General features: G+C 56.1%; 24 protein-coding genes. 15 read left to right on the top strand and 9 right to left on the bottom strand.

Annotated elements, in window-relative coordinates; translation table 11 throughout:
* Positions 1–22: 22 nt before the first annotated feature.
* From HG264_RS13495 to HG264_RS13505, 3 genes are read right to left on the bottom strand one after another with little or no spacing between them, the layout of a single operon-like run.
* On the bottom strand, positions 23–292 hold the full coding sequence (locus tag HG264_RS13495; protein WP_169408159.1) for a PilZ domain-containing protein: 270 nt from the start codon (positions 290–292) through the stop codon (positions 23–25).
* A gap of 56 nt (positions 293–348) precedes the next feature.
* Complete coding sequence (locus HG264_RS13500) at positions 349–1,236, bottom strand: lysophospholipid acyltransferase (RefSeq protein WP_169408160.1); 888 nt, start codon at positions 1,234–1,236, stop codon at positions 349–351.
* Between the two features lie 50 nt (positions 1,237–1,286).
* Positions 1,287–1,886 (bottom strand): DNA-3-methyladenine glycosylase I, encoded by a 600-nt coding sequence (locus tag HG264_RS13505; RefSeq protein ID WP_169408161.1) that lies wholly within the window; start codon positions 1,884–1,886, stop codon positions 1,287–1,289.
* Between the two features lie 149 nt (positions 1,887–2,035).
* Here HG264_RS13505 and glyQ point away from each other — a divergent pair, with 149 nt between their 5' ends.
* The 6 genes from glyQ (at position 2,036) to HG264_RS13535 (ending at position 8,585) form a co-directional block, all read left to right on the top strand.
* Positions 2,036–2,983 (top strand): glycine--tRNA ligase subunit alpha, encoded by a 948-nt coding sequence (gene glyQ, locus HG264_RS13510; protein WP_169408162.1) that lies wholly within the window; start codon positions 2,036–2,038, stop codon positions 2,981–2,983.
* Positions 2,980–5,037 carry a glycine--tRNA ligase subunit beta gene (glyS, locus tag HG264_RS13515; protein WP_372240174.1) on the top strand — a complete coding sequence of 686 codons (2,058 nt, stop codon included), beginning with the start codon at positions 2,980–2,982 and terminating at the stop codon, positions 5,035–5,037. The genes glyQ and glyS overlap by 4 nt, the downstream gene beginning before the upstream one ends.
* A 14-nt stretch (positions 5,038–5,051) precedes the next feature.
* Positions 5,052–5,585 (top strand): D-glycero-beta-D-manno-heptose 1,7-bisphosphate 7-phosphatase, encoded by a 534-nt coding sequence (gmhB, locus tag HG264_RS13520; RefSeq protein WP_169408163.1) that lies wholly within the window; start codon positions 5,052–5,054, stop codon positions 5,583–5,585.
* Positions 5,586–5,587: 2 nt separating this feature from the next.
* The gene (locus HG264_RS13525) at positions 5,588–6,322 is read left to right on the top strand and encodes a 1-acyl-sn-glycerol-3-phosphate acyltransferase (protein ID WP_169408164.1); all 735 of its coding nucleotides are present in this window, start codon (positions 5,588–5,590) and stop codon (positions 6,320–6,322) included.
* A gap of 429 nt (positions 6,323–6,751) precedes the next feature.
* On the top strand, positions 6,752–7,987 hold the full coding sequence (locus HG264_RS13530) for a glycoside hydrolase family 5 protein (RefSeq protein ID WP_256663678.1): 1,236 nt from the start codon (positions 6,752–6,754) through the stop codon (positions 7,985–7,987).
* Between the two features lie 352 nt (positions 7,988–8,339).
* Positions 8,340–8,585 (top strand): hypothetical protein, encoded by a 246-nt coding sequence (locus tag HG264_RS13535; RefSeq protein ID WP_169408165.1) that lies wholly within the window; start codon positions 8,340–8,342, stop codon positions 8,583–8,585.
* Positions 8,586–8,676: 91 nt separating this feature from the next.
* Here HG264_RS13535 and gyrB read toward each other — a convergent pair whose 3' ends face one another.
* Genes gyrB through dnaA form a run of 4 tightly spaced genes read right to left on the bottom strand, consistent with a single transcriptional unit; the run spans position 8,677 to position 14,846 of the window.
* Positions 8,677–11,091, bottom strand: a complete 2,415-nt coding sequence (gene gyrB, locus HG264_RS13540) for a DNA topoisomerase (ATP-hydrolyzing) subunit B (RefSeq protein WP_169408166.1) — start codon at positions 11,089–11,091, stop codon at positions 8,677–8,679.
* A 19-nt stretch (positions 11,092–11,110) separates the two neighbouring features.
* On the bottom strand, positions 11,111–12,205 hold the full coding sequence (gene recF, locus HG264_RS13545) for a DNA replication/repair protein RecF (RefSeq protein ID WP_169408167.1): 1,095 nt from the start codon (positions 12,203–12,205) through the stop codon (positions 11,111–11,113).
* Between the two features lie 9 nt (positions 12,206–12,214).
* A complete protein-coding gene (gene dnaN, locus HG264_RS13550) occupies positions 12,215–13,318 on the bottom strand; it encodes a DNA polymerase III subunit beta (RefSeq protein ID WP_169408168.1) in 1,104 nt (367 codons plus the stop codon).
* 52 nt (positions 13,319–13,370) lie between these two features.
* On the bottom strand, positions 13,371–14,846 hold the full coding sequence (gene dnaA / locus HG264_RS13555) for a chromosomal replication initiator protein DnaA (protein WP_169408169.1): 1,476 nt from the start codon (positions 14,844–14,846) through the stop codon (positions 13,371–13,373).
* A gap of 590 nt (positions 14,847–15,436) precedes the next feature.
* Here dnaA and rpmH point away from each other — a divergent pair.
* From rpmH to mnmE, 5 genes are all read left to right on the top strand, one after another.
* Positions 15,437–15,571 carry a 50S ribosomal protein L34 gene (rpmH, locus tag HG264_RS13560; protein WP_105644045.1) on the top strand — a complete coding sequence of 45 codons (135 nt, stop codon included), beginning with the start codon at positions 15,437–15,439 and terminating at the stop codon, positions 15,569–15,571.
* Positions 15,572–15,585: 14 nt separating this feature from the next.
* Positions 15,586–15,984: a ribonuclease P protein component gene (gene rnpA / locus HG264_RS13565; protein WP_169408170.1), complete on the top strand. Its 399-nt coding sequence runs from the start codon at positions 15,586–15,588 to the stop codon at positions 15,982–15,984.
* A complete protein-coding gene (gene yidD / locus HG264_RS13570) occupies positions 15,977–16,228 on the top strand; it encodes a membrane protein insertion efficiency factor YidD (RefSeq protein ID WP_218572999.1) in 252 nt (83 codons plus the stop codon). The genes rnpA and yidD overlap by 8 nt, the downstream gene beginning before the upstream one ends.
* The gene (yidC, locus tag HG264_RS13575; RefSeq protein WP_169408172.1) at positions 16,225–17,919 is read left to right on the top strand and encodes a membrane protein insertase YidC; all 1,695 of its coding nucleotides are present in this window, start codon (positions 16,225–16,227) and stop codon (positions 17,917–17,919) included. Before yidD ends, yidC begins: the two co-directional genes overlap by 4 nt.
* A gap of 75 nt (positions 17,920–17,994) precedes the next feature.
* A complete protein-coding gene (gene mnmE / locus HG264_RS13580) occupies positions 17,995–19,365 on the top strand; it encodes a tRNA uridine-5-carboxymethylaminomethyl(34) synthesis GTPase MnmE (RefSeq protein WP_169408173.1) in 1,371 nt (456 codons plus the stop codon).
* 39 nt (positions 19,366–19,404) lie between these two features.
* Here mnmE and HG264_RS13585 read toward each other — a convergent pair whose 3' ends face one another.
* Entirely contained in the window at positions 19,405–20,235 is an 831-nt protein-coding gene (locus tag HG264_RS13585; protein ID WP_372240175.1) for an amidohydrolase, read from the bottom strand.
* Positions 20,157–20,618: a hypothetical protein gene (locus tag HG264_RS18635; protein ID WP_256663679.1), complete on the bottom strand. Its 462-nt coding sequence runs from the start codon at positions 20,616–20,618 to the stop codon at positions 20,157–20,159. Before HG264_RS18635 ends, HG264_RS13585 begins: the two co-directional genes overlap by 79 nt.
* A 502-nt stretch (positions 20,619–21,120) precedes the next feature.
* Here HG264_RS18635 and mnmG point away from each other — a divergent pair.
* From mnmG to HG264_RS13605, 4 genes are read left to right on the top strand one after another with little or no spacing between them, the layout of a single operon-like run.
* On the top strand, positions 21,121–23,019 hold the full coding sequence (mnmG, locus tag HG264_RS13590; RefSeq protein ID WP_169408174.1) for a tRNA uridine-5-carboxymethylaminomethyl(34) synthesis enzyme MnmG: 1,899 nt from the start codon (positions 21,121–21,123) through the stop codon (positions 23,017–23,019).
* Positions 23,020–23,023: 4 nt separating this feature from the next.
* On the top strand, positions 23,024–23,668 hold the full coding sequence (gene rsmG, locus HG264_RS13595; RefSeq protein WP_169408175.1) for a 16S rRNA (guanine(527)-N(7))-methyltransferase RsmG: 645 nt from the start codon (positions 23,024–23,026) through the stop codon (positions 23,666–23,668).
* A 24-nt stretch (positions 23,669–23,692) separates the two neighbouring features.
* On the top strand, positions 23,693–24,496 hold the full coding sequence (locus tag HG264_RS13600) for a ParA family protein (protein WP_169408176.1): 804 nt from the start codon (positions 23,693–23,695) through the stop codon (positions 24,494–24,496).
* Positions 24,497–24,517: 21 nt separating this feature from the next.
* Positions 24,518–25,378 (top strand): ParB/RepB/Spo0J family partition protein, encoded by an 861-nt coding sequence (locus HG264_RS13605; protein WP_169408177.1) that lies wholly within the window; start codon positions 24,518–24,520, stop codon positions 25,376–25,378.
* Positions 25,379–25,452 lie beyond the last annotated feature (74 nt).

Here is a 25,452-nt window from a genome sequence, read left to right on the forward strand (position 1 = left end):
AGCTCATCAGCTGGCGGCCCGCTTATTCCTCGTCGAGAAATGCCAGGCCTGCACCTTCACCGGGGATGACCCGTTGAATAACCATGCGCAGGACCGGCGCCTCGATGGGCATATCCTGCACTTGCCCCTGTACTTCCGAGCCCGGCGACAGCGTCGCCAGATCAGCGTTCTCCACGAACACACCTCCATCGGACAGATCACGCGTCTGTCCGTACACATCGCCCAGATCCGGGTGGGTAATCCTGATCCGGCACCGCATCATGGTGCGCGGATACTGTCGCTGGTTGGCCATGCTTTAGCTCCTGCTCTTTGTTTTATTATCCCTGTGACAACGCAGTACGCCTGAACTCAGTACCAGCGTTTTTCCCCTGCGGGGCGTTTCTTGAACCGCTTCATGCTCCACATGTACTGGCTCGGCCAGCGGCGGACATAGCGCTCGATAACCGCACTCATGGCGGTTACCGCTTCGGTCTCATCATCACTGTACAGCGCCTGGGGCGCCTCTTCGAGAATGATCCTGAAACCACTGTGATCAGGCAAACGAACGCAATGCAGAAACAGCGCTCTGGCCTTGCCACCCTTGACCAGACCCGGCACGAACTTGCTGGTCAGCGCCTGAGCCGCGAAAAAGGGCACGAACACACCGCTCTTGAGCGCGGGCTCAGGATCGGCCGGAATACCCACAGCTCCGCCTTTGCGCACTTCGCGAATCACGCTGGTAATGCCTTCACGGGTCGAAGCCGCCACCTTGTTACCGAGCTGTGTACGCTGGCGCTTGAGCAGCTCGTCCACGGCTTTCTGTTTCGGTGGCCGATAGAAGATCAACGGCGAACACTGGGAGCAGTAGTAATGATTGAGCACTTCCCAATTGCCCAGATGACTGGTGATGCAGACTACACCGTCGCCTGAGTCCAGGGCGTCGCGTAACAGGTGCTCGCCCTCGACTTCCTTCACATAGCTCAGCGTCTTGGATGGCTTCCACATCCAGGCGCAGGCGCTTTCCGCTACGCTGCGGCCGGTATTGATCAACGTTTCGCCAACCAACGCCTCACGTTCTTCTGCGCTCAGCTCGGGCATGCAGTGCGCCAGATTGATGCGCACGACCTCACGGGAGCGGTTTGGCAGCTTCCAGGTAAGCCAGCCCATACCGGCACCAAGGCGCTGCGCCCACCGAAACGGCAGCATGGAATACAGCCGGAGAAAGCCGACAATCAAAGCGCCCTTGAGCCGTTCCACTAGTAACTCCGCAGTCGTTCGAAAAAATACATTGTAAAGGCAGCGACGCGTCAGGGCGAGATCGCGCGGTTATCGGCCAGAACCGGATAGCGGAAGCAATCGGTTGTATGGTCCATAACCATGCCCGTTGCCTGCATGAAGGCATAACAAATGGTAGGCCCGACAAACGAGAACCCGGCTTTCTTCAGCGCCTTGCTCATAGCTTCGGCTTCAAGCGTGATGGCCGGCACCTCGGCCATGCGGGTGAAATGATTGATACGCGGCGCACCGCCGACAAACTGCCAGAGCCACTGCGCCGGATCGGTCCGCTCCCGGAGCGTCAGCCAGGCCCGGGCGTTTTGACGAGCGGCATTGATCTTCAGTCGGTTGCGGATAATGCCGGCATCGTCCATCAGCCGCAGCAGGTCATCGTCCGTCTGGTTTGCCATGAAGCTGACATCAAACCCGCGGTATACCTCTCGGTAGCGCTCTCGCTTTTTGAGGATGGTAATCCAGGACAAGCCCGCCTGCAGGCCATCCAGCACCAGTTTCTCAAACAGGCGGTCACCGTTAAATTCGGGCACCCCCCATTCAGTGTCGTGGTAGGCCTGATAAATCGGATCATCCGAACACCATTGGCAGCGGATGACAGGCGTTGCGGTTGCAATCATGGGCTATTCACTGCGTCTGTTGTCGTCGGGCCAGTGTAGCTCAGTCATAGTTGAATCTGATCGCATACAGAGCCTGGGTCTTCGCCTGTATGTCACCTCTGTCTGAATGTATACTTCCGCCTTTCTTCACAGCCTAACCGGGTGAAAACGTGACTCAAACCAATCCAGCCGTCCATACCTTTCAAGGACTTATCCTTGCCCTGCAAAGCTTCTGGGCAGAGAAGGGCTGCGTGATTCTGCAGCCCTACGATATGGAGATGGGTGCGGGGACATTCCATACCGCGACTTTCCTGCGCGCTATCGGCCCCGAGACCTGGAATGCAGCCTACGTTCAGCCCAGCCGCCGGCCAACTGACGGGCGCTATGGAGACAACCCGAACCGCCTTCAGCATTACTATCAGTTCCAGGTGGTGCTCAAGCCCAATCCGGATGACATCCAGGAGCTCTATCTCGAATCCTTGAAGCACATCGGCGTGGATCCGCTGGTTCACGACATCCGTTTCGTCGAGGACAACTGGGAATCTCCTACGCTTGGCGCCTGGGGTCTGGGTTGGGAGGTCTGGCTCAACGGTATGGAAGTCACCCAGTTCACCTATTTTCAACAGGTAGGTGGTGTCGAGTGTTACCCGGTTACCGGCGAGATCACCTACGGCCTCGAGCGGCTGGCAATGTATCTGCAGGGCGTGGACTCGGTGTATGACCTGGTGTACTCCGATGGTCAGTTCGGCAAGGTGACCTATGGCGATGTGTTCCACCAGAACGAGGTAGAGCAATCGACCTACAACTTCGAGCACGCCAACGTCGACAAGATGTTCGAGCTGTTTGATTTCTACGAGAGCGAAGCCAACCGTTTGATCACCGCCGAACTGCCGCTTCCGGCGTACGAGATGGTCATCAAGGCATCCCATACGTTCAACCTGCTGGACGCCCGTCGCGCCATCTCTGTCACCGAACGTCAGCGCTACATTCTGCGCGTGCGCGGGCTGTCCCGCGCCATCGCCCAAAGCTATCTGCAGGCCCGGGCGAAACTCGGATTTCCCATGGCCACTCCCGAATTGCGTGATGAAGTACTGGCCAAACTGAAGGAGGCCGAATGATGCTGCCGCTTGATTTCCTGGTAGAACTTGGAACCGAAGAACTGCCGCCAAAGGCCTTGAAGCGCCTCGCCGAATCCTTCCAAGAAGGCGTTGAGAAGGGTTTGCAGGAAGCAGGATTGAGCTACGACTCAGCACGGTATTTTGCTGCTCCGCGGCGCCTGGCCGTTTTTATCGGTCAACTGGCCACCCAGCAGCCCGACCGTACCAATCAGATGGACGGCCCACCGGTGCAGGCAGCCTTTGATGCCGATGGCAACCCGACCAAGGCGGCCCAGGGCTTTGCCCGCAAGTGCGGCGTGGACGTGTCTGAACTGGACCGCAGCGGTCCGAAGCTGCGGTATGTGCAGACCATTCCGGGTCAGCCGGCACACGACCTGCTGCCCGATATCGTCGAAACGGCGCTGGCCGGGCTGCCCATTCCGAAGCGGATGCGTTGGTCCGACCGCAAGACCGAGTTTGTGCGACCCACAAAGTGGCTGGTGATGATCCAGGGCGACTCGATGATCCCCGGCGAAATCCTCGCGCAACAGGCAGGCCGGACGTCTCGTGGGCATCGTTTCCATCATCCTGATGAAGTCCGTATCACCACACCTGCAAGCTATGCGGATGATCTGCGGGCGGCAAAGGTTATCGCCGATTTTGGTGAGCGTCGCGAATTCATCCGTCAGCGGGTTGAAGAACTTGCAGCGGGCCAGAACGGTACGGCCATCATCCCGGACGACCTGCTGGATGAGGTGACTGCACTTGTCGAATGGCCCGTGCCGCTGGTCTGCAGCTTCGAGGAACGTTTCCTTCAGGTACCGCAGGAAGCTTTGATTTCAACGATGCAGGACAACCAGAAGTACTTCTGCCTGCTGGATGCCAACGGTCGTCTGCTGCCGCGCTTCATCACCGTCGCCAATATCGAGAGCCATGATGCTACTCAGATTATTTCCGGCAATGAAAAGGTGGTCCGCCCACGTCTGACCGACGCTGAATTCTTCTTCCGTCAGGACCAGAAGCAGCCGCTGGAAACGCATAATGAGCGCCTCGCCAATGTTGTCTTCCAGGCCCAGCTCGGCAGCGTCTACGACAAGGCATGCCGCGTATCCAGTCTGGCCCGGATCATCGCCGGGCATATTGGAGGCGAACCCGAAAAAGCCGAGCGTGCAGGCCTGCTGAGCAAATGCGACCTGTCCACGGAAATGGTCGGCGAGTTTCCCGAACTTCAGGGGATCGCAGGTTATTACTACGCCAAGCATGACGGCGAGGCAGAAGACGTTGCACTGGCGCTCAACGAGCAATACATGCCGCGCGGCGCGGGCGGAGAATTGCCGACCACGCTTACAGGCTCTGCTGTCGCGCTAGCGGACAGGCTGGATACTCTGGTGGGCATCTTCGGCATCGGTATGCTGCCTACCGGCAGCAAGGATCCCTACGCGCTCCGTCGTGCTGCCCTGGGTGTGCTGCGCATCCTGATCGAGAAGAAACTGGAGCTGGATCTGCATACTGCGCTGGAAACGGCCGTCACCCAGTACGGCGATGCGGTGAAGGCGCAGGGTCTGGTCGAGCAGGTCCAGGATTTCATCTTCGACCGGTTGCGTGCCCGGTATGAAGACGAGGGCATCGACGTAGCGGTGTATCAGTCGGTGCGTGCGGTAGCGCCCAGCTCGCCGCTTGATTTCGACCAGCGCGTACAGGCTGTGCAAGCGTTCCGCCGGTTGCCAGAAGCAGAAGCCCTGGCCGCCGCCAACAAGCGCGTAGCCAATATCCTGTCCAAGGCCGACATCGCCATCGAGCCCACTGTCGATCCGGCTTTATTACACGAGCGAGCCGAGGTTGATCTGGCCAAGGCGGTACAGGATGCCGAACGTGCTGCCGAACCACTGGCACGCGATCGCCAGTACACCGGCAGCCTGGAATCGCTTGCCGCGCTGCGTGAGCCGGTCGATGCATTCTTCGATCAGGTTCTGGTCAATGCCGAAGAGCCTGCGATAAAGGCCAACCGTTACGCCTTGCTGGCCCGGCTGCGCGGTCTGTTCCTCGGGGTGGCGGATATTTCGCTGCTGGGTTGATTGGCGCAGACTCTATGAAACTGATCATTCTGGACCGCGATGGCGTCATCAATCAGGACTCGGACGATTTCGTCAAATCGCTGGATGAATGGATTCCGTTACCCGGCTCGATCGACGCGATAGCCGCGCTCAGCCGGGCCGGGTGGACCGTTGCGGTGGCTACCAATCAGTCCGGCTTGGCGCGCGGCTATTTCAACCAGGCAACACTTGAAGCCATGCACCAGCATCTGCAGGACCTGGTCGCCCAGCAGGGCGGCCGGGTTGACCTTATCGTGCACTGTCCCCATGGGCCGGATGATAACTGCGCCTGCCGAAAACCCCTCTCAGGTTTGTTCGAAAACATCGCTGCGCATTTTCAGGTGCCGCTGGAGGGCGTTCCCACTGTTGGTGACAGCCTGCGGGATCTACAGGCAGGCGTAGCGGTAGGTTGTCGGCCTTTCCTGGTCCGGACCGGAAAGGGCGCCACGACCGAACAAAAGGCGCTGCCGCCTGAAACACTGGTATTTGATGATCTGGCCGCCGTGGCCGCTTACTTGCTGGAAGACTGACCATGTCCTTTTTGATGCCCCTGCGCGTCATTCTGTTCTACCTGCTATTGTCCGCAAGCGCAGGCATCTGGGGTGTATTGATGCTGATCGTCGCGCCCTTTCTGTCGCCTCATTGGCGCTATACGCTGATCATCGGCTGGTGGAGCCGTATGGCAATCTGGCTGACCCGGCATCTTGTCGGGATTCGCTACGAGGTCATCGGCCGGGAAAACATTCCAGATCAGGTTGGCGTGATTCTGGCGAACCACCAGAGCACCTGGGAAACCTTCTTCCTGCAACAGGTGTTTCGTCCGCAAACCCAGTTGATCAAGAAGGAATTACTTTACGTTCCCTTCTTCGGTTGGGCCTTCGCGCTGGCCAAACCTATCGCCATCGACCGCAGCAACGGTCGTGATTCGCTCAAACAGCTCGCCAAGGTAGGCGGGCAGCGGCTGGCGGAAGGTTTCTGGATTCTGGTGTTCCCCGAGGGCACCCGAGTGTTACCCGGCACGCCAGTGAAATTTTCCCGAGGCGGCACTGCGCTGGCCTGCACAAACAACGTGCCGGTAGTACCGGTGGCGCACAACGCCGGCGAATTTTGGCCCAAGATCGGCTGGGGCAAACGACCTGGCACCATAACGGTGAAAATAGGCCCGGCAATGTATCCCAAGGGCACTGATCCCCGTTCCATCGTCGAGTTGAACAAGCGCGCCGAGCAGTGGGTAAACGACGCGCTGGGTGAAACCACCGCTCGCTGAGAAAAAGATCAACAATTCATCCGCCACAACAGTCCGGCAGCTGACACACCGCCGGGCTGGCTCCCTATGACACCCTGCCTTTGGCTACGTACTTTATCGATCATCAAGCCTGATCCAGAACATCTCTACCGTCCTGCCACGATCTCAATTCCAACCGCTATTAAACTAACTACACAGTCTCTGGTTATAAGGCACTAGGCCATCAAGCACGGGGCTTTCAGACGTATCAAGCGTCTCCGCACGGCCTCTTTTCAACCGGCTTGAACCCGCAAATTCTGCGCTGGGGCCGCTTCGTTATGCGATGCCCGTCACCCTTTACAGCCCCGAGTCAAACCTTGGTCACAAACCGGCATCGCCTTGGCCACAAATTGCCATCTGTCTCTTACTATCTTCTCCGTTCCCAACTCACTCGAACAAGAAGGTTTCACCATGAAGACAGACAGTCTCCATCCCTTTCGTAGATGGCTGATGCCTGTCGCGCTTGGTCTGATAGTAGTTTCCAGCCAAGGTTGTCGTAGCGGCAGTGGCGATAGCGAACCCGAATTTGAAGACCCTGAAATCGAACAGGTCGAAGCGGGACAGGAGCCCGATTCCAGCGGCAAGGATGCCACCGACGCTGGCGACGAGAAGACGGGTAGCACATCGACCGGCGCCAAAACGGCTGGAAAAGCCAACAAGAACGCACGCGCTGGCGACATTGACACCGGTGGTCCGATAGCCTTGATTGGTCTTAACGTAGCAGGTGCTGAATTCACCAGTAGTGCGCTGCCAGGTAAAGAAGGCACCCATTATTTCTTCCCACCAGCTGCCTATTTCGATCGTTGGGCAGAGAAGGGCATCACCTCGGTACGCTTCCCTATCAAGTGGGAGCGACTCCAGCCAAAACTGAAAGGCAAATTCGATGAAGTGTATGCCGGGCATATCGACGATATGTTGGATCAGGCTGAGCACAACTACATCGATATCCTGCTCGACGTCCACAATTACGCCCGCTACCGCGGCGACGTGATCGGTACCAAGAAGGTGCCGCTGGAAGCCTTTGAGGACCTGCTCTCGCGGATTGCCGAGCGCTGGGGCAATCACCCTGCGCTATACGCCTATGACATCATGAATGAGCCCTACGGCGCCGATGATAAATGGCCCGCTGCGGCCCAGGCCGGCATCGACGGTGTGCGCAAACACGACACGCTCAAGCCGATCTTCATCGAAGGCACGTCCTGGTCCAGCGCCGCGCGCTGGCCCAAGTATGCCGACGCGCTACTGGAACTCAACGACCCGGCTAATAATCTGGTTTTCTCGGCCCATGTTTATCTCGATCCAGACGCCAGTGGGAGCTATAAAGAGAACTACGACAAATTCGATCCGATGGTGGGCGTGAACCGGGTCAAGCCATTCGTGAACTGGCTCAAGGAGAACTACAAACGAGGGCATATTGGCGAGTTCGGCGTTCCGAACGATCCTAAATATCTGAAAGCTATGGATAATATGCTTGGGTACCTGCAGGAGAACTGCATTCCGGTGAGCTACTGGGCAGCAGGTCCATCCTGGGGTAACTACAAGCTCTCGGTCGAACCTGGCAAGGACGGTAAACAGAAAGCCCAGTGGGACGTGCTCAAGAAATACGTCGATACCGGCAACTGCACCGAATACGGGCCGCTTCCTTAACCAGCACCTGCATCATAGAGGCCGGCTTATGCCGGCCTTTTTTATGGGGAGGGCACACAGCTAACCGTACTACGGCTGATCACTGGCTGACGTGCTGTCTGAAGTCCGCTTCAATCAGACAAGCGGTACTGCGTCACATATTTTACGGGCTAGACTGGGCTCAGTGAGCTAGCAGGATAGCTCCCTGACAATAACAATCTATGCACAACAAAAAATGGCGAAAGATTCTGGCCTTTCGGTTTCTTGAAGACCGCAGCAGATATCAAGAAGTGAACAAGCCATATCCCAGCTCAATCCAGCTGTTCGAGATGTGAAAGGGATATTTGTTAAGCGCCTGAAAAGGAAGGATCACATGATACACGTCGATAACCACATCGCTCAGCTTCAGCTCCGTATAGAAAAAGCCCGCTGGTTCGTGGAAATGGGAAAACAGGCGCTAGACCGATGTCCTGACGAGTGTGAGTTAATGATCTCCCATCAGAATATGCTCGCGCATCTCGAATCGCTGGAAAAGCAAATGAGCAGTGTTCTGCATAACGCATCCGAGTCAATCAGCACCGTGCAAAGTACGGAACCGCTTCGCCAGGCGGTAGGCTGAACGAACTTGTAGCAAGCGATACGCCAAAAAGAACCCGGGAGGCGATTGCCTGACCGGGTTTTTTAGCATAAGCACTAAGTGCTTTTAACGATCACACATCCAGATTGGATACCGCTAGCGCGTTGCTTTCGATGAACTCTCTCCGCGGCTCGACGTGATCACCCATCAAGGTATTAAAGATCTGATCAGCGGCGATCGCGTCCTCAATATTAACCCGCAACATGCGGCGGCTATCAGGATCCATAGTCGTTTCCCAGAGCTGGTCAGGGTTCATCTCACCCAGCCCCTTGTAACGCTGGATGGTATGACGGCGAGCGGTTTCGTTCATCATCCATTCCAGGCCTTCCTTGAAATGAGTGATCGGCTTTTTCTTCTCGCCCCGCTGCATATAGGCGCCATCTTCAAGCAGGCTCTGCAGCTTCTCACCCAGCTCAGCCATGGCCCGGTAGTCGTTACTCGCAAACAAGTCCCGATTAAAGGTGTAATAGCTGGATAGGCCGTGGGAGATCGACTCTACCTGCGGCAACCAGAGATTGCGCTCGCGGTCTTCGCGCAGGCTGACAACGTATTGCTGGCCTGATTTCTCGCCGGTCTTGACCATGGTTTCGAACTTGCCGATCCATTCTTCCATGAACGCCTTATCAGCAACGTTCTCAGCGGATAGACGAGGCAGATAGATGAAATGCTCCATCAACTCGACCGGGTACAAGCGTGACAGTCGGTCCAGCGTTTTCATTACCGCACGGAATTCCTGTACGATTTTCTCGAGATGCTCACCGGTGATGCCCGGTGCATGCTCGTTGACGAACAGGTATGAATCCTCCAAAGCAGACTGAGTGAGGTAGTCCTGCAGCGCCTCGTCATCCTTCAGGTACTGTTCCTGCTTGCCCTTCTTGATCTTGTAGAGCGGAGGCTGCGCGATATAGATGTAACCGCGTTCGATCAATAACGGCATCTGTCGGAAGAAGAACGTCAGCAACAAGGTCCGAATGTGCGAACCGTCAACGTCGGCGTCGGTCATGATGATGATGTTGTGATAACGCAGCTTGTCGATGTTGAACTCTTCCCGGCCAATACCGCAGCCCAACGCGGTGATCAGCGTGCCGACCTCGGCGGAAGAAAGCATCTTGTCGAAGCGGGCTTTCTCAACGTTGAGAATCTTCCCCTTGAGCGGAAGGATCGCCTGGGTTTTACGGTTGCGTCCCTGTTTAGCTGAGCCGCCGGCGGAGTCGCCCTCCACTATGTAGAGTTCTGACAACGCCGGATCTTTCTCCTGACAGTCTGCCAGCTTGCCTGGCAGACCGGCGATATCCAGCGCACCTTTACGACGCGTCATTTCCCGTGCTTTGCGAGCTGCCTCGCGCGCACGTGCGGCATCGATCATCTTGCCGACAACCGCCTTGGCTTCGTTCGGGCGCTCCAGCAGATAATCCGCAAATTGCTTGTTCATTTCCTGTTCTACAGCAGTTTTCACCTCTGAAGAGACCAGCTTGTCCTTAGTCTGGGAAGAGAACTTAGGGTCCGGGACTTTAACGGAAATGATAGCAGTCAGGCCCTCGCGAGCATCGTCGCCTGAAGTACTGACCTTCATTTTCTTCAACAAGCCTTCCTGTTCGATATAGCTGTTCAACGTCCGGGTCAGTGCGCTACGAAAACCCGCCAGGTGAGTTCCGCCGTCCCGCTGTGGAATGTTGTTGGTGAAACACAACAGGCTTTCGTTGAAGCTATCGTTCCACTGCATCGCGACCTCAACGGCGATACCGTCGTCGCGTTGAATATTGAAATGGAACACCGAGTTGACGGTCGTTTTGTTAACGTTCAAATATTCAACAAACGCGCGCAGACCGCCTTCATATTTGAATAGCTCCTGCCGTCCGGTGCGCTCATCGATAAGGTTGATGCCCACCCCGGAGTTCAGGAATGACAATTCGCGAAGGCGCTTGGCCAGAATATCCCAGGAAAAGCTGATACTGGTGAACGTATCGGAGGAGGGCTTGAAATGAATCTGTGTACCATTGCTATCGGCGTCCCCAATGGCCTTGAGAGGCGCCAGGGGGACGCCATGGGAGTAATCCTGCTCCCACACCTTACCTTCTCGGCGAATCGTCAGAACAAGCTTCTCAGACAGCGCGTTAACCACCGAAACCCCTACGCCGTGTAGTCCACCCGATACCTTATAGCTGTTCTCGTCGAACTTACCGCCGGCGTGCAGCACCGTCATGATAACTTCGGCCGCCGACACACCTTCTTCGTGTGCGTCTACCGGAATCCCTCGCCCGTTGTCGTTAACGGTGATGGATTCGTCGGCGTGAATAATAATATTGATGTCCGTGCAGTAACCGGCAAGGGCTTCATCAATCGAGTTATCGACCACCTCAAATACCATGTGATGGAGACCGGTACCGTCGTCCGTGTCCCCGATATACATGCCCGGGCGTTTGCGCACCGCATCGAGGCCCTTGAGGACCTTAATACTTGAGGAATCGTAAGCTCTTTCTTCAGTCATCTTGTAGTCACTCCAGACGTCATTCGGTCTGCATAATTTGACCATGTTCCACGTGGAACATGGCCCGAGGTGTTGCTTCTTGCCAACAGCCATCCAGCTGTTCAGGCTCAACGCAACTAATAAAAACCTGGCATTCCAGCGATTCGAGTAAAGCGCACAACGATTTACGATGTTGCTGATCAAGCTCTGACGGCAGGTCGTCGATGAGAAATACACAGTCCCTGAGCTTCTCGCTGTCCCGCAGCAGGTCGCCCTGAGCAATCTTCAACGCGCAGACAACCAGCTTCTGTTGGCCTCTGGATAGCACATCAGCAGCGTTCATGCCGTGTATACGCAATCGCAGATCGGCTCGCTGGGGTCCCGCCTGCGTATGCCCCAGCTGCGCATCCCGTTCATACTGCGCATTCAATACCGCGCTCAGCGATTTATCCTTGTCCCAGCCACGGAAGTAACTCAGCTTCAAATCAGGCAAATCGATCAACTGAGCCAGTGCCTGCTCAAAGGCTGGCTTAAGCGCTTTGAGATAAGCCTGCCGATACATATCGATCTGTTCCCCGGCCTGCACCAATTCAGCATCCCAAGGGCTAATCATCGAACGCTCGATTCTACCACGCCGGAGCAATGAATTCCGTTGCTTGAGGCTTTTTTGCAATCGTTGCCAGGTCGGCAGGAACCGATGTTCCACGTGGAACACTCCCCAATCGAGATACTGGCGGCGTTGTTTAGGCGCCCCTTCCAGCAACTTGAAACTGTCCGGATTGATGAGCTGCAGAGGAAGGGTTTCAGCGAGCTGCGCCGTGCTACGCGCAGTCTGACCATTCAATCGAATCTGATATTCAGCCTGGCGGTTCCGGGTGATACCCAGAGAGCATGACTGCCCGGTATGTAAAACAATCTCGGCGAATACCGTACAGGCGTCTTGTTCGTGCTGAATTACAGGCTGCAGTTTGGTGCTGCGGAATGAGCGCGCCATGCCGAGAATATGGATGGCTTCGAGTAGACTGGTTTTACCGCTGCCGTTCAGGCCAGAAATAATATTGATGCGAGGAGAAGGGAGAAGCGTTACCGGGTGCAAATTTCGCACCCCGGTAACAGCGAGGCGCTTGAGTGGCATTATTGAGGATTAGAGACGCATGGGCATGACGACGTACAGGCTGTCATCATTCTCGGATTCCTGCACCAGCGCACTGCTGTTGGCATCCGATAGGATCAGCTTAACGTGTTCGCTTCCCAGCACGTTCATCACGTCCAGCAAATAACTGACGTTAAAACCGATTTCCAACGAAGCGCCGGAGTAATCCACAACGATTTCTTCTTCAGCTTCTTCCTGCTCAGGATTGTTTGCCTGGATCTTCAGTTGTCCTTCGCTAAGCATCAAACGAATACCGCGGTATTTTTCGTTCGAGAGAATCGCCGTACGGGCAAAGGCGTTACGCATAGTCTGCCTGTCTGCCAGCACGACCTTGTCACCGCCACGCGGCAATACACGCTCGTAGTCAGGAAACTTGCCATCGACCAATTTCGAGGTAAAGGTGAAGTCTCCTGTCGTCGCGCGGATGTGGTGCGAGCCCAGCGTGATGTTCACCAGATCGTCCGCCTCACCAAGCAGGCGCGCCAATTCCAGGATGCCCTTGCGCGGAACAATCAACTGATAGCGTTCCTGGTAGTCGATACCGGCATCCACCGTACACATGGCCATCCGGTGACCATCCGTTGCGACAGAACGCAACTGGCCGTTATTGATTTCCAGCAACATGCCATTGAGGTAGTAACGAACGTCCTGTTGCGCCATGGCAAAACTGGTGCGTTCAATCAGGCGACGAAGCTTGTTCTGGCCGACAGCGAAACTCATCGCCCCAGGGCCGTCTTCTACGTTAGGAAAATCAGCTGCGGGTAGCGTCGCCAGAGTAAAGCGGCTACGGCCGGCCTTGATCACGGCCTTGTTGTCATCGACCTTAACGGTCAGGGTGGCGTCATCAGGTAAGGATTTGCAGATGTCCATCAGCTTGCGCGCAGGGACGGTAATTTCGCCAGCCTCTGCGCCTTCTTCCAGGCTGATGCGACCGACCAGCTCGACCTCAAGGTCCGTACCGGTAAGAGACAGGGTATTGCCATCAACTACCAGCAGAACATTGGAGAGTACCGGTAGCGTCTGGCGCCGCTCTACAACACCGGCCACGAGTTGCAGGGGCTTCAACAGGGCTTCGCGCTGAATGGTGAATTGCATTGTCTTCCTTCGACCTCGTGCAGGATGGCTAGGTTGCCAGGCATCACCTTGATCAGGTGGTCAATGTCCTGAGCAGATTTTTATAATCTTCGCGGATGTCGGCATCCATTTCACGCAACTCAGCGATTTTGCGTGTCGCGTGCAGGACCGTTGTGTGATCGCGACCGCCGAAAGCGTCGCCGATTTCCGGAAGACTGTGGTTGGTCAGTTCCTTGGACAAAGCCATGGCCACCTGACGCGGGCGCGCTACCGAACGCGAGCGACGCTTGGATAACAAATCCGATAATTTTATCTTGTAGTACTCGGCGACGGTTCGCTGGATGTTATCAATGCTCACCAGCTTGTCGCGCAGTGCCAACAGATCTTTTAGCGATTCGCGAATCAATTCAATCGTTATGTCGCGACCCATGAAATGCGCACTGGCGATTACCCGTTTCAACGCGCCTTCCAATTCCCGGACATTCGAGCGAATACGCTGGGCGATAAAGAAGGCGGCGTCATGCGGCAGATCCACGCGCGACTGTTCAGCCTTCTTCATCAGAATCGCTACCCGTGTCTCGAGTTCGGGGGGCTCAACGGCCACCGTCAGGCCCCAGCCAAAGCGAGACTTGAGACGTTCCTCAAGCCCGTCGATTTCCTTGGGATACCGGTCACTGGTGAGAATGACTTGTTGGTTACCTTCAAGCAACGCATTGAAAGTATGGAAGAATTCTTCCTGGGAGCGCTCTTTCTTGGCGAAAAACTGAATGTCGTCAATCAGCAAAGCGTCGACAGATCGGTAGTAACGTTTGAAATCGTTGATGGCGTTCATCTGCAACGCCTTGACCATGTCCGCGACAAAACGCTCCGAATGCAGGTAGACGATCTTCGCTGCCGGATTTTTCTTCAGCAGATGATTACCGACCGCATGCATAAGGTGAGTCTTGCCCAAACCCACGCCGCCATACAAAAACAGCGGGTTATAGCCATGCTTGGGGTTATCCGCCACCTGCCAGGCTGCCGCCCGGGCAAGTTGGTTGGATTTGCCTTCGACGAAATTCTCAAACGTGAAACTGCGGTTGAGATAGCTGGTGTGCTTGACCACCGACGGGCCCGAGTCGGCGCGTTGTGGCGGATGCGGGTCATATTCAGCCTGTCGCGGTGAATCAGCGGCAGGTTCGGGCTGAAATCCCTGTGAAATAACCTGGGTACGCGGCGTAACCGGGGCCGTCGCCGTAGCGGGGCTCTGTTTACTGGTCTCCGCACGAACAGCCGGACTTTGAGCATTACCAGTGGACGTTGCGCGACGGCTGCCAATCAACAAGGACAGCAATGGCGCTTGCCCCTGGGACAGATCGTCGAGCAATTCCTGTATGCGGTTGAGGTACTTGTCATTGACCCAATCGAGTACGAATCGGTTGGGTGCATACAGACGCAACTCATGATCGTCGCCATCTACCTGCAACGGACGAATCCAGGTATTGAACTGCTGAGCAGGTAGCTCATCTCGTAAAAAATCGATGCATTGCTGCCAGAGTGCAACAGACACTAAATCCCCCGGTGCGCTATACCCTAGCGGCTTGTTTTGGAATGAAACAGTGCACGTCACTGTGCAGCCATTCTGGCTTTGCCTAGGGACAGTATTCTAGCTGGAACCCCTCGACTTATCCACACCGAACCATGGTTTGCGTCTGCACGCCGAAAGCAGTTTCTCTGACACCGGGCGCAACGATATAGAAAGCACAATCATCGAAAACAGCGGATCTTAAAGGCTGTGCACAACCTGCACCGAAGCCTGTCCACAACAAGGTGGATAAGCGCCGTCGAAAACCGCTTGTGGATATCCGACCTGTTTATCCACAGCAGGTCCACACCAGTCGAGGGTCTGCCGAAACAGGTTGTTAACCGGGTTATGCTCCGCTGAGAAACGCAGGACATGAGTGCTCGAGCGGCTTATCCACAGAAAAACGCCTGCTCATTTACATCAACATCATCAGTCTTTTAAAAAGAATTATTCTTATATTGTTTTTTTAATCCACGGATGCGAATCGAATTGACCCGTCTGCCCTTCTTCACTAGAATCACCGGTCCCTTGAAGGGGCTCACCAGCTCTGGCATGAATCAATCAGGTATCTGAAGATGAAAAGAACATTTCAACCCAGCGTTTTGAAGCGCAAGCGTAACCATGGTTTCCGTGCCCGTATGGCCACCAAGAACGGCCGTGCCGTTCTGGCTCGTCGTCGCGCGAAAGGCCGTAAGCAGCTGTCAGCTTAAGCCCGGGATCACAGGTGGATCTCGGATTCGGTCCTGAATACAGGCTGCTTACGCCCGCACAATTCAAGAACGTCTTCGATGGAGCCACTTGCAAGGCCTCGGGACCCAACATGCTGTTGCTGGCCAGACGTAATGGCCTGCGTCATAGCAGGTTGGGTTTGGTCATTGCCAAGAAGAATGTCCGCCGTGCGGTAGATCGCAACAAGGTCAAACGCATCGCTCGCGATTCCTTCAGACATCACCGTGCTGAACTGGAAGACCTGGACATAGTCGTCCTGGCCCGCAAGGGCTTGGGTGATATTGATAATGCGGCGTTACATTCGCTGTTCTCAGACATGTGGCGTCGGCTTATCAAATCGGCTGGCAAACAGAATCAATCACGCCGTTCCGGATCTCCGTCATCCAATGCGTAACCTCGCGCTCGGACTGATCAAGATTTATCGATACGCTATCAGTCCGCTGATGGCCAATCATTGTCGTTTTTATCCCACCTGTTCCTGTTATGCCCAGGAAGCCATCGAGCAATACGGTTTTCTTCGCGGCTGCGCAATGAGTGCGCAACGTCTTTCTCGTTGTCATCCATGGAACCCGGGTGGTTACGATCCCGTACCGTCAAAGTCTGCTCACCGTACTTCCCAGATGGCCAACAAACCATGAACATGCAACGAAATATCCTCATAGCTGCCTTGCTCGTGATTACTTATCTCATGGTGCTGCAGTGGAATAACGACTATGGCGATGTTGACCTGCCGCCTGCTGTCTCAGAAAACACGCAGTCTGCAACCAGTGATCTGCCGGACATTCCTGCCTCATCTGATGTTCAGAGCGATAACAGTGATGTGCCCGTAGCAACTGCGCCGATGACTGCAGATGCCAGCGCCCCGGTTGATGCGGCTAACCAGGCGTCTGGGTTGATTCAGGTTGAAACCGACGAACTGCGCGTAAGCATCAATCCCGTGGGCGGAGACATTGTTTCATTGTCCCTACCCGGTTACCCGACGCGTAAAGACCGTCCTGACCAGCCTTTCCAGTTACTGGAACAAACCTCTAACCGGATGTATATCGCTCAGAGCGGTCTTGCCGGACAGAACGGACCGGACGCGCGTGAAGCTGGCCGGCCCACCTACAGTGTCGAGCAGAACTCGTACGTGCTGGAAGACGGCAGTGACCAGCTGGTCGTTGATCTGCAATTTGTCGAAAACAACATCAGTTATACCAAGCGTTTTACCTTCAACCGGGGCGACTTCCTGATTGGCGTTGAGTACATCGTCGATAATGGAAGTAACGCAACGTGGAACGGTAATCTGTTCGGGCAGATCAAGCGTGACGGCAGTGGTGATCCCTCCAGTTCCAGCGCGACCGGTATGGCTACCTATCTGGGTGCTGCCTACTGGGCAGCGGATGACTCCTACGAGAAGATCAGTCTCGGCGATATGGATGAATCGCGCCTGCGCGAGCCAGTCGATGGAGGCTGGGTCGCCTGGCTGCAGCACTACTTCGTAAGCGCCTGGGTTCCCGCCGCAGACCAGACTCACGTTTATCAGACGCGCAAGGACAGCCAGGGCAATTACATCGTCGGCTTCATCAGCCCGGCGTCCACTGTCGCCGCTGGTCAACAAGGCACTATATCCGCAGATTTCTATGCCGGACCCAAGATTCAGGATCGCCTCGAGCAAATCTCTCAGGGCCTGGAACTGACCGTTGATTACGGTTTCCTCTGGTGGATCGCCCAACCGCTGTTTTTTGTCCTGAGTCTTATCCACAGCTTCGTCGGCAACTGGGGTTGGAGCATTATCCTGCTCACCATCCTGATCAAACTGGTTTTCTTCCCGCTTTCTGCAACCAGCTACCGGTCGATGGCAAACATGCGACGCGTTGCGCCCAAGCTGCAAGCCCTGCGTGAACAGCATGGCGATGATCGTCAGAAGATGTCTGCGGCGATGATGGAGCTGTACAAGAAGGAAAAGATCAATCCGCTGGGTGGCTGTTTGCCGATCCTGGTGCAAATGCCTGTGTTCATCGCTTTGTACTGGACGCTGATGGAAAGTGTTGAGATGCGCCAGGCTGAATGGCTGGGCTGGATCGTGGATCTTTCACAGAAGGACCCCTATTTCATCCTGCCTATCCTGATGGGTGCAACCATGTTCATCCAGCAGCAATTGAATCCTGCGCCGCCGGATCCAATGCAGGCGAAAGTGATGAAGATGCTGCCGATCATCTTCACCTTCTTCTTCCTGTGGTTCCCGGCTGGTCTGGTACTGTACTGGGTGGTCAACAACATGCTGTCGATTGCGCAGCAGTGGTACATTACCCGTCAGATCGAGAAAGGCTCAGCAGCCAAGGCCTGATCACTGGCAGCTCGTATAAACGCCCCGATTTCGGGGCGTTTTGCTATCCATAACCTGTGTTGTCCAGGAGCGACCATGAATCGCAGTTACCACGCCGACACCATTGCGGCTATTGCTACCGCACCCGGTCAGGGTGGTGTGGGTATAGTGCGCGTATCGGGGCCCGGAGCACTTGATGTCGCCAGCAAAATTGCTCGACTGAAACCAGTGCCCCGGCATGCGCATTACGGCACGCTATGGACCGACGATCAGCCACTTGACCAGGGTCTGACGCTGTATTTTCCTGGCCCGAACTCCTTCACCGGTGAAGACGTGCTCGAACTACACGGCCACGGTGGTCCTGTGGTCATGGATCTGCTGCTCAAGGCCTGTATCGGATGCGGAGCGCGGCTGGCTCGACCCGGTGAATTCAGTGAGCGAGCGTTTCTGAATGACAAACTGGATCTGGCACAAGCCGAAGCCATAGCCGATTTGATCGAAGCGAGCTCCGAACAGGCGGCGCGCAATGCGGTGCAATCACTCCAGGGGGCATTCTCTCAGCGGGTTCAGAGCCTTACCGATGCACTGATCCATCTGCGTATCTATGTGGAAGCGGCGATCGATTTCCCGGAAGAAGAAATTGATTTCCTCGCGGATGGTCATGTACTCGGCCAGCTGAAAGACGTGCGTGAAAGACTAGCGAAAGTGCGCAGCGAGGCAGGACAAGGGGCGTTGTTACGGGATGGCATGAACGTAGTGATTGCCGGTCGTCCCAACGCGGGCAAATCAAGCTTGCTTAATGCGTTGGCAGGGCGCGAAAGCGCCATCGTCACAGATGTCGCTGGCACCACGCGGGATATCCTCCGCGAGCATATCCACATTGACGGAATGCCACTGCATATCATCGATACGGCTGGGCTACGCGACACCGAAGATTTGGTGGAAAAAATCGGGGTAGAGCGGGCCATGGCAGCGATAAACGAGGCTGACCGGATTCTGCTGGTGATTGATGCATCCCAACCTGAAGCGCAGAACCCCGATCAGCTATGGCCTGAGTTCTTGTTGCAGCAGCCGGACCCCGGCAAGGTGACGCTGATCTATAACAAGGCTGATCTGACAGCCACACCGGTGGGCCAGACGCGAGCTCGGGACGGAAGTGTCTCGCTGCATCTCAGCGCCAAGCAGGGCGCAGGCATCGACCTGCTCCGTGAGCATTTGAAAACCTGCATGGGTTATCAACAGACAGCTGAGAGCTTGTTCAGCGCCCGCCGCAGGCATCTGGAGGCGTTGGAGCAGGCTAGCGAGCACCTCGATCATGGGCAACAGCAGTTGACCCTGATGGGCGCCGGAGAATTGCTGGCAGAGGATCTGCGCATGGCGCAACAGGCGTTGGGTCAGATCACCGGCGATTTCAGCGCCGATGATCTTCTGGGTAAGATTTTCTCGAGTTTCTGTATCGGCAAATGATATCGACAGCCGCATGCAGCCCATGCGGCTGAGGACCTGTCAGCGGTTGGCTTTATACAGATACGCTGCTGCCATTGATGCCATGGCCCGAGCGCCCACCACCAGCGCATCTTCATGCACGAAAAACTCGGGATTGTGGTTGGGTGCAGCCTCGGCTGGATCCTGGTCCGGTGGCGTCACCCCAAGGAAAAAATAAAACCCGGGCACCTCTTGCGCATAGAAGGCAAAATCCTCAGAGGCACCTTGCAGCTGCCCTTCGCTGGTGCCGCTCTCGGCAACTTGCTCGAGGACAGGCGCCATGGATTCAACCAGGTCTGCGTCATTCACGGTAGTGGGATACATGGGTGTAATCGAGACCTCAGCGGTGGCACCGGCACTCTCGGCAATCTTCTCCGCGCTGGTTTTGATATCCCGCCCGACCTGCGCGCGCACGTCTTCGTCATAGGTGCGGATGGTGCCGGTCATCTCGACTCGCTCGGGCACGATATTGGGTCCTGATCCGCCATGGATCGAGCCTATGGTCACCACCGCTGGTGATTTGGTGAGATTGGCTTTGCGACTGACCACCGGCTGCAGACCCGTGATGATCTGTGCCGATGTCACAATCGAATCCACAGTGTTCCAGGGCATGCCCCCGTGGCCCTGTTGCCCGGTTACGTTGATCTCAAGCATGTCGCTACTCGCCAGGCTTGCTCCGGTACGCCAACTGAGCGATCCGGACTCACCGGGCATGACGTGTACAGCGAAAATTGCCTCAGGTTTGTTCTGCTCGAACAGACCTTCCTCGAGCATCAGCTCGGCCCCCCAGCTCCTGCCTTCACCAGGTCTGACCAGGCTGGAGCCTTCTTCAGCGGGTTGAAAAACAAACATGACGGTGCCGGGGAGGCAAAGGGTAAACCTTGCGGCTCTTCTACCGGTAAAGCATCCATATCCGCACGTAGCGCTACCGTTGGCCCGGGCTTGCCGCCTTTGAGAATACCTACCACACCAGTCCGGCCGACTTCTGTCTGCACTTGCATACCAATCTCACGCAAGTGTTCAGCTACCAGGGCAGCGGTGCGGGTCTCCTGTTCACCAAGCTCCGGGTGCTGATGAATATCGCGACGCCAGGAAATCAGCTGCTGCTCGACAGCGTCCGTCCGCTCGCGGATGTCTGACAGTACCTGTTCCGGGGCAGCCTGGGCGTGGCTGGTAAGAAAGCTTCCAGCGATAAACAAAGCGCTGACTAACGGGCGTAATCGATGGGCAATCATGAAAGTGGTCCTGGTTGATTGGGCTTCTGTTTACCCTAGCTCATAGATACGCATAGCACGTGACAGTAAAGATGAATGCCTATATCAGGCCCGCAACGTGGCATTAAACCCTGTGTACAACCGGAGCTGAGCCCGGTCCATAACCCTGTGCATGAATTGGGTTGAAACTGCCCTGTGGATAAAGAGGGTGGTTATACACAGGAACCAAAGCCATCCGGACAAGGGTTACCAGCAGGACAGCCACAGCCTTATACTTCATGCAAGTAATTGAATTGGATACGATTATTAGGGTTGTCCACAGAAATGAGCTTCACCATATACAGCATTAACATAAAGCTTTTTAAATACTTGTCTTGTTATATGTATTAACAACCCGGCTGGAGATGGACCCCGCGCTCTGCTCAAAAAATAGACAATTGCAGGCTGCTTTTTTTTGACGCTGGGCCTATAATCAGCCCCTTTTTCCGACGCCAGGCCTGCTTTCTGGCAACGAGGTGCACTGTTGGATTTCCCGAGCCGATTTGACGTAATCGTGGTGGGCGGTGGCCATGCCGGTACTGAAGCCGCGTTGGCGGCTGCCCGTATGGGATCGAAGACCCTTTTGCTGAGCCACAATGTTGAAACGCTCGGTCAGATGAGCTGCAACCCGGCGATCGGCGGTATCGGCAAGAGCCACCTGGTCAAGGAAATCGACGCGCTCGGCGGAGCCATGGCCCGCGCTACTGACCAGGCTGGGATACAGTTCCGGGTACTCAATAGCCGTAAAGGACCTGCAGTGCGAGCTACCCGTGCGCAGGCCGATCGCGTGCTGTACAAGGCTGCTATCCGACACATTCTGGAAAACCAACCCAACCTGTGGATATTCCAGCAGGCCTGCGATGACCTCATCGTAGAACAGGATCAGGTCCGTGGTGTGGTGACGCAGATGGGTTTACGTTTCCATTGCGAGAACGTCGTGCTGACGACCGGCACCTTTCTCGGTGGCCTGATTCACATCGGCATGGATAACTACTCCGGCGGCCGCGCTGGTGACCCGCCGGCTATCAGCCTGGCTGCACGTCTGCGAGAACTGCCCCTGCGGGTTGATCGCTTGAAAACCGGTACGCCGCCGCGCATCGACGGTCGGACAGTGGATTTCAGTCAGATGACTGCCCAGCCCGGTGACACCCCGATTCCGGTCATGTCTTTCCTCGGTGATGCCAGCGAGCACCCGGATCAGGTCAATTGCTGGATCACTCATACCAACGAGCGCACCCACGAGATCATTCGCAATAATCTCGACCGTTCACCCATGTATACCGGCATCATCGAGGGCGTCGGCCCACGCTATTGCCCATCGATCGAAGACAAGATCCATCGGTTTGCGGACAAGGACCAGCATCAGGTTTTCATCGAACCGGAAGGCCTGACGACCCACGAGTTGTATCCCAACGGTATCTCGACCTCGCTGCCATTCGACGTGCAATTGCAGGTGGTGCGGTCGATCAAAGGAATGGAGAACGCCCATATCCTTCGTCCCGGCTACGCCATCGAATACGATTATTTCAACCCGCAGGATCTGAAATATTCACTGGAGACCAAGGTCATCAGTGGCTTGTTCTTCGCCGGCCAGATCAATGGCACCACCGGTTACGAGGAGGCTGCGGCGCAGGGTCTGCTGGCTGGGATGAACGCTGCGCGTCGGGCGCAGGGTCAGGAAAGCTGGTGCCCACGACGCGATGAGGCCTACATCGGCGTTCTGGTCGACGATCTGATTACCATGGGAACGCGTGAGCCATACCGCATGTTCACCTCGCGGGCCGAGTACCGCCTGGTGCTCCGTGAGGACAATGCTGACCTGCGTCTCACCGAAAAAGGCCGCGAACTGGGGCTGGTTGATGATCATCGTTGGGAGCGATTCAGTACCAAGCGAAACGCTATCGAACTGGAGCAGCAGCGCCTGCGCACTACCTGGGTGCAGCCGACCAGTGACAGCGGACGGGCTTTTGCGGAACGTTTCGCAACGCCGCTGAATCATGAGTACAGCCTGCTTGATCTTTTGCGGCGGCCTGAAGTGACCTATCCAAGCCTTTGCGAAGTAACCGGCCAGGTGGATATCGCCTCCGATGTGGCTGAGCAGGTCGAGATTCACGCCAAGTACGCCGGGTATATCGAACGCCAGCAGGAAGAAATCAACCGTCTGCGCCAGAACGAGGAAACGGAATTGCCACTCGATCTGGATTACCAGGCGCTCAGCGGGCTGTCGAGCGAAATCAAACACAAGCTGGCCGACGTGCGGCCTCAAACGCTCGGCCAGGCATCGCGCATTCCGGGTGTGACGCCTGCTGCCGTGAGTCTGCTGCTGATCCATCTGAAAAAACGCAGCGCTGCCGGAAAAAGCGGTCTGGTCAGGGAGGCCTGAACGCATGAGTGATCACGCGACGCAGCTCGCCGAAGGAGCACGGCAACTGGGTATTGCCTTGAGCGATTACCAGGCGCAGCAGCTACTTGGCTACCTGGCATTACTCAACAAGTGGAACAAGGCCTACAACCTCACCGCCGTTCGCGATCCGGCGGAAATGGTCAGCCGCCATTTGCTGGACACCCTGAGTATTCTTCCCTTCGTGCAGGGTGATCGCTGGCTGGATGTGGGTAGCGGTGGGGGCATGCCCGGGCTGATTCTCGCCATCATGCGACCTGACGCTCATTTCACCCTGCTCGACAGCAACGGCAAGAAGACCCGCTTTCTCACTCAGGCGAAGGTGGAGTTGAAACTGGCAAACGTCACGGTGGTGAATAACCGCGTGGAAGCCTTCTCGGTCGAGTCGGCGTTCGACGGAATCGTGTCCCGGGCATTCAGTTCCATGGCCGACTTTGCCAACCTGACCCGTCATGTGAGTGATAGCCGCACGCGGTGGCTTGCAATGAAAGGCTTGTACCCGGATGAAGAGCTCAGTGCCCTGCCGGATGATTTTGAAGTTCTGCAGAGCGAACAATTGGCAGTCCCTGGTTGCCAAGGCAGCCGACATCTGCTGATACTGCGACGGTTGATCCAGCCCGAATTGGCATAGCCTGTATACGGATAGGAGGTCGGAGTGGGAAAGGTATTGGCAATGGCCAATCAGAAAGGCGGCGTCGGCAAGACCACCACCAGTGTGAACCTGGCGGCTTCGCTTGCTGCTACCAAGCGCAAGGTGCTGCTGATCGATCTCGATCCCCAGGGCAATGCCACCATGGGTAGCGGAGTGGACAAGGCTGATCTGGAAAATTCTGTATATGAACTGCTGACAGGTCAGTGTTCGCTGGCCGAGGCGTTGTGCCGTTCCGAGACTGGAAACTACGATCTGCTGCCGGCCAATGGCGACCTGACCGCAGCGGAAATCGAGTTGCTCGAGTCCGACTTCCGTGAGCACCGTTTGCGCATGGCGCTGGACGGCGTGCTTGGCAGCTACGACTTCGTTCTGATCGACTGTCCGCCCTCGCTGAATATGCTGACTATCAATGGCCTGGTCGCCGCCGACGCGGTGATCATTCCCATGCAGTGCGAATATTACGCGCTGGAAGGTTTGTCAGCACTGGTCAACACCATTCAGCGCATTAGCGCAAAGCTCAATCCGTCGCTGCAAATAGAAGGTCTTTTGCGCACTATGTACGACCCGCGTAACAGTCTGACCCGAGAGGTCTCTGCACAGTTGACCACTCATTTCGGAGATCAGCTGTACAAAACAGTCATCCCGCGGAATGTACGCCTGGCTGAAGCGCCCAGTTATGGCATGCCGGCACTCGCGTACGATAAGCAGTCCAGGGGAGCGGTAGCTTATCTGGCCCTGGCCGGTGAACTGATCCGGCGTACCAAGCAGGCAGACAAAACGCCTGCCGTGACAGATGCAACCGAATAACACGAAAAGGACGATATAGGCATGGCGGTCAAGAAACGCGGCTTGGGACGAGGGCTCGACGCACTACTGGGGCAACCGTTGCCCGCAAACCAGGAAGTCGACAGCCAGGACCAGCAGCTCAAGGATATCCCGATCGACCTGATCCAGCGCGGCAAGTACCAACCTCGCCGTGACATGGACCCGCAGGCGCTCGAAGAGCTGGCCAACTCAATTCGGGTGCAGGGTGTAATGCAGCCGATTGTGGTGCGTCCCATCCCGGGAGACCGTTACGAGATCATTGCCGGCGAACGTCGCTGGCGCGCCACCCAGCTCGCCGGACTCGATGCGATCCCTGCAGTCATTCGCGATGTTCCGGATGAAGCAGCGATCGCGATGGCGCTGATTGAAAACATTCAGCGTGAGGATCTCAATCCCATTGAGGAAGCGATTGCACTGCAGCGCCTGCAACAGGAATTCGAACTGACCCAGCAGCAGGTCGCAGACGCGGTGGGCAAGTCGCGGGTAACCATTACCAATCTATTGCGCCTGATGTCTCTCGCAGATGATGTCAAATTGTTGCTGGAGCGCGGCGACATCGAGATGGGACACGCACGCGCATTATTGGGATTACCCCCGGAACAGCAAACCCAGGCAGCACGCCAAGTAGTGGCCAAGGGCTTGACCGTGCGCCAGGCGGAAGCACTGGTCAGGCAGTTGTTGAATCCGCGGCGTGACGCCTCCTCAACACGCCAGAACCCTGATATTGAACGTTTACAGCAGGATCTGGCGGAGCGGATCGGAGCAAGCGTCAGCATTCAGCACGGCGCCAAGGGTAAAGGAAAGCTGGTCATCAGCTACAGCTCGCTGGACGAACTTGATGGCGTATTGATGCACATCAAATGATTTGTCATGTCAGGGATCGCAGAATGGCATTCTCACAGCAATGCGGGGTTGCGGTTATCGAAACGGATTTCCCC

This window comes from Pseudomonas sp. gcc21, from assembly GCF_012844345.1.
Classification (GTDB): domain Bacteria; phylum Pseudomonadota; class Gammaproteobacteria; order Pseudomonadales; family Pseudomonadaceae; genus Halopseudomonas.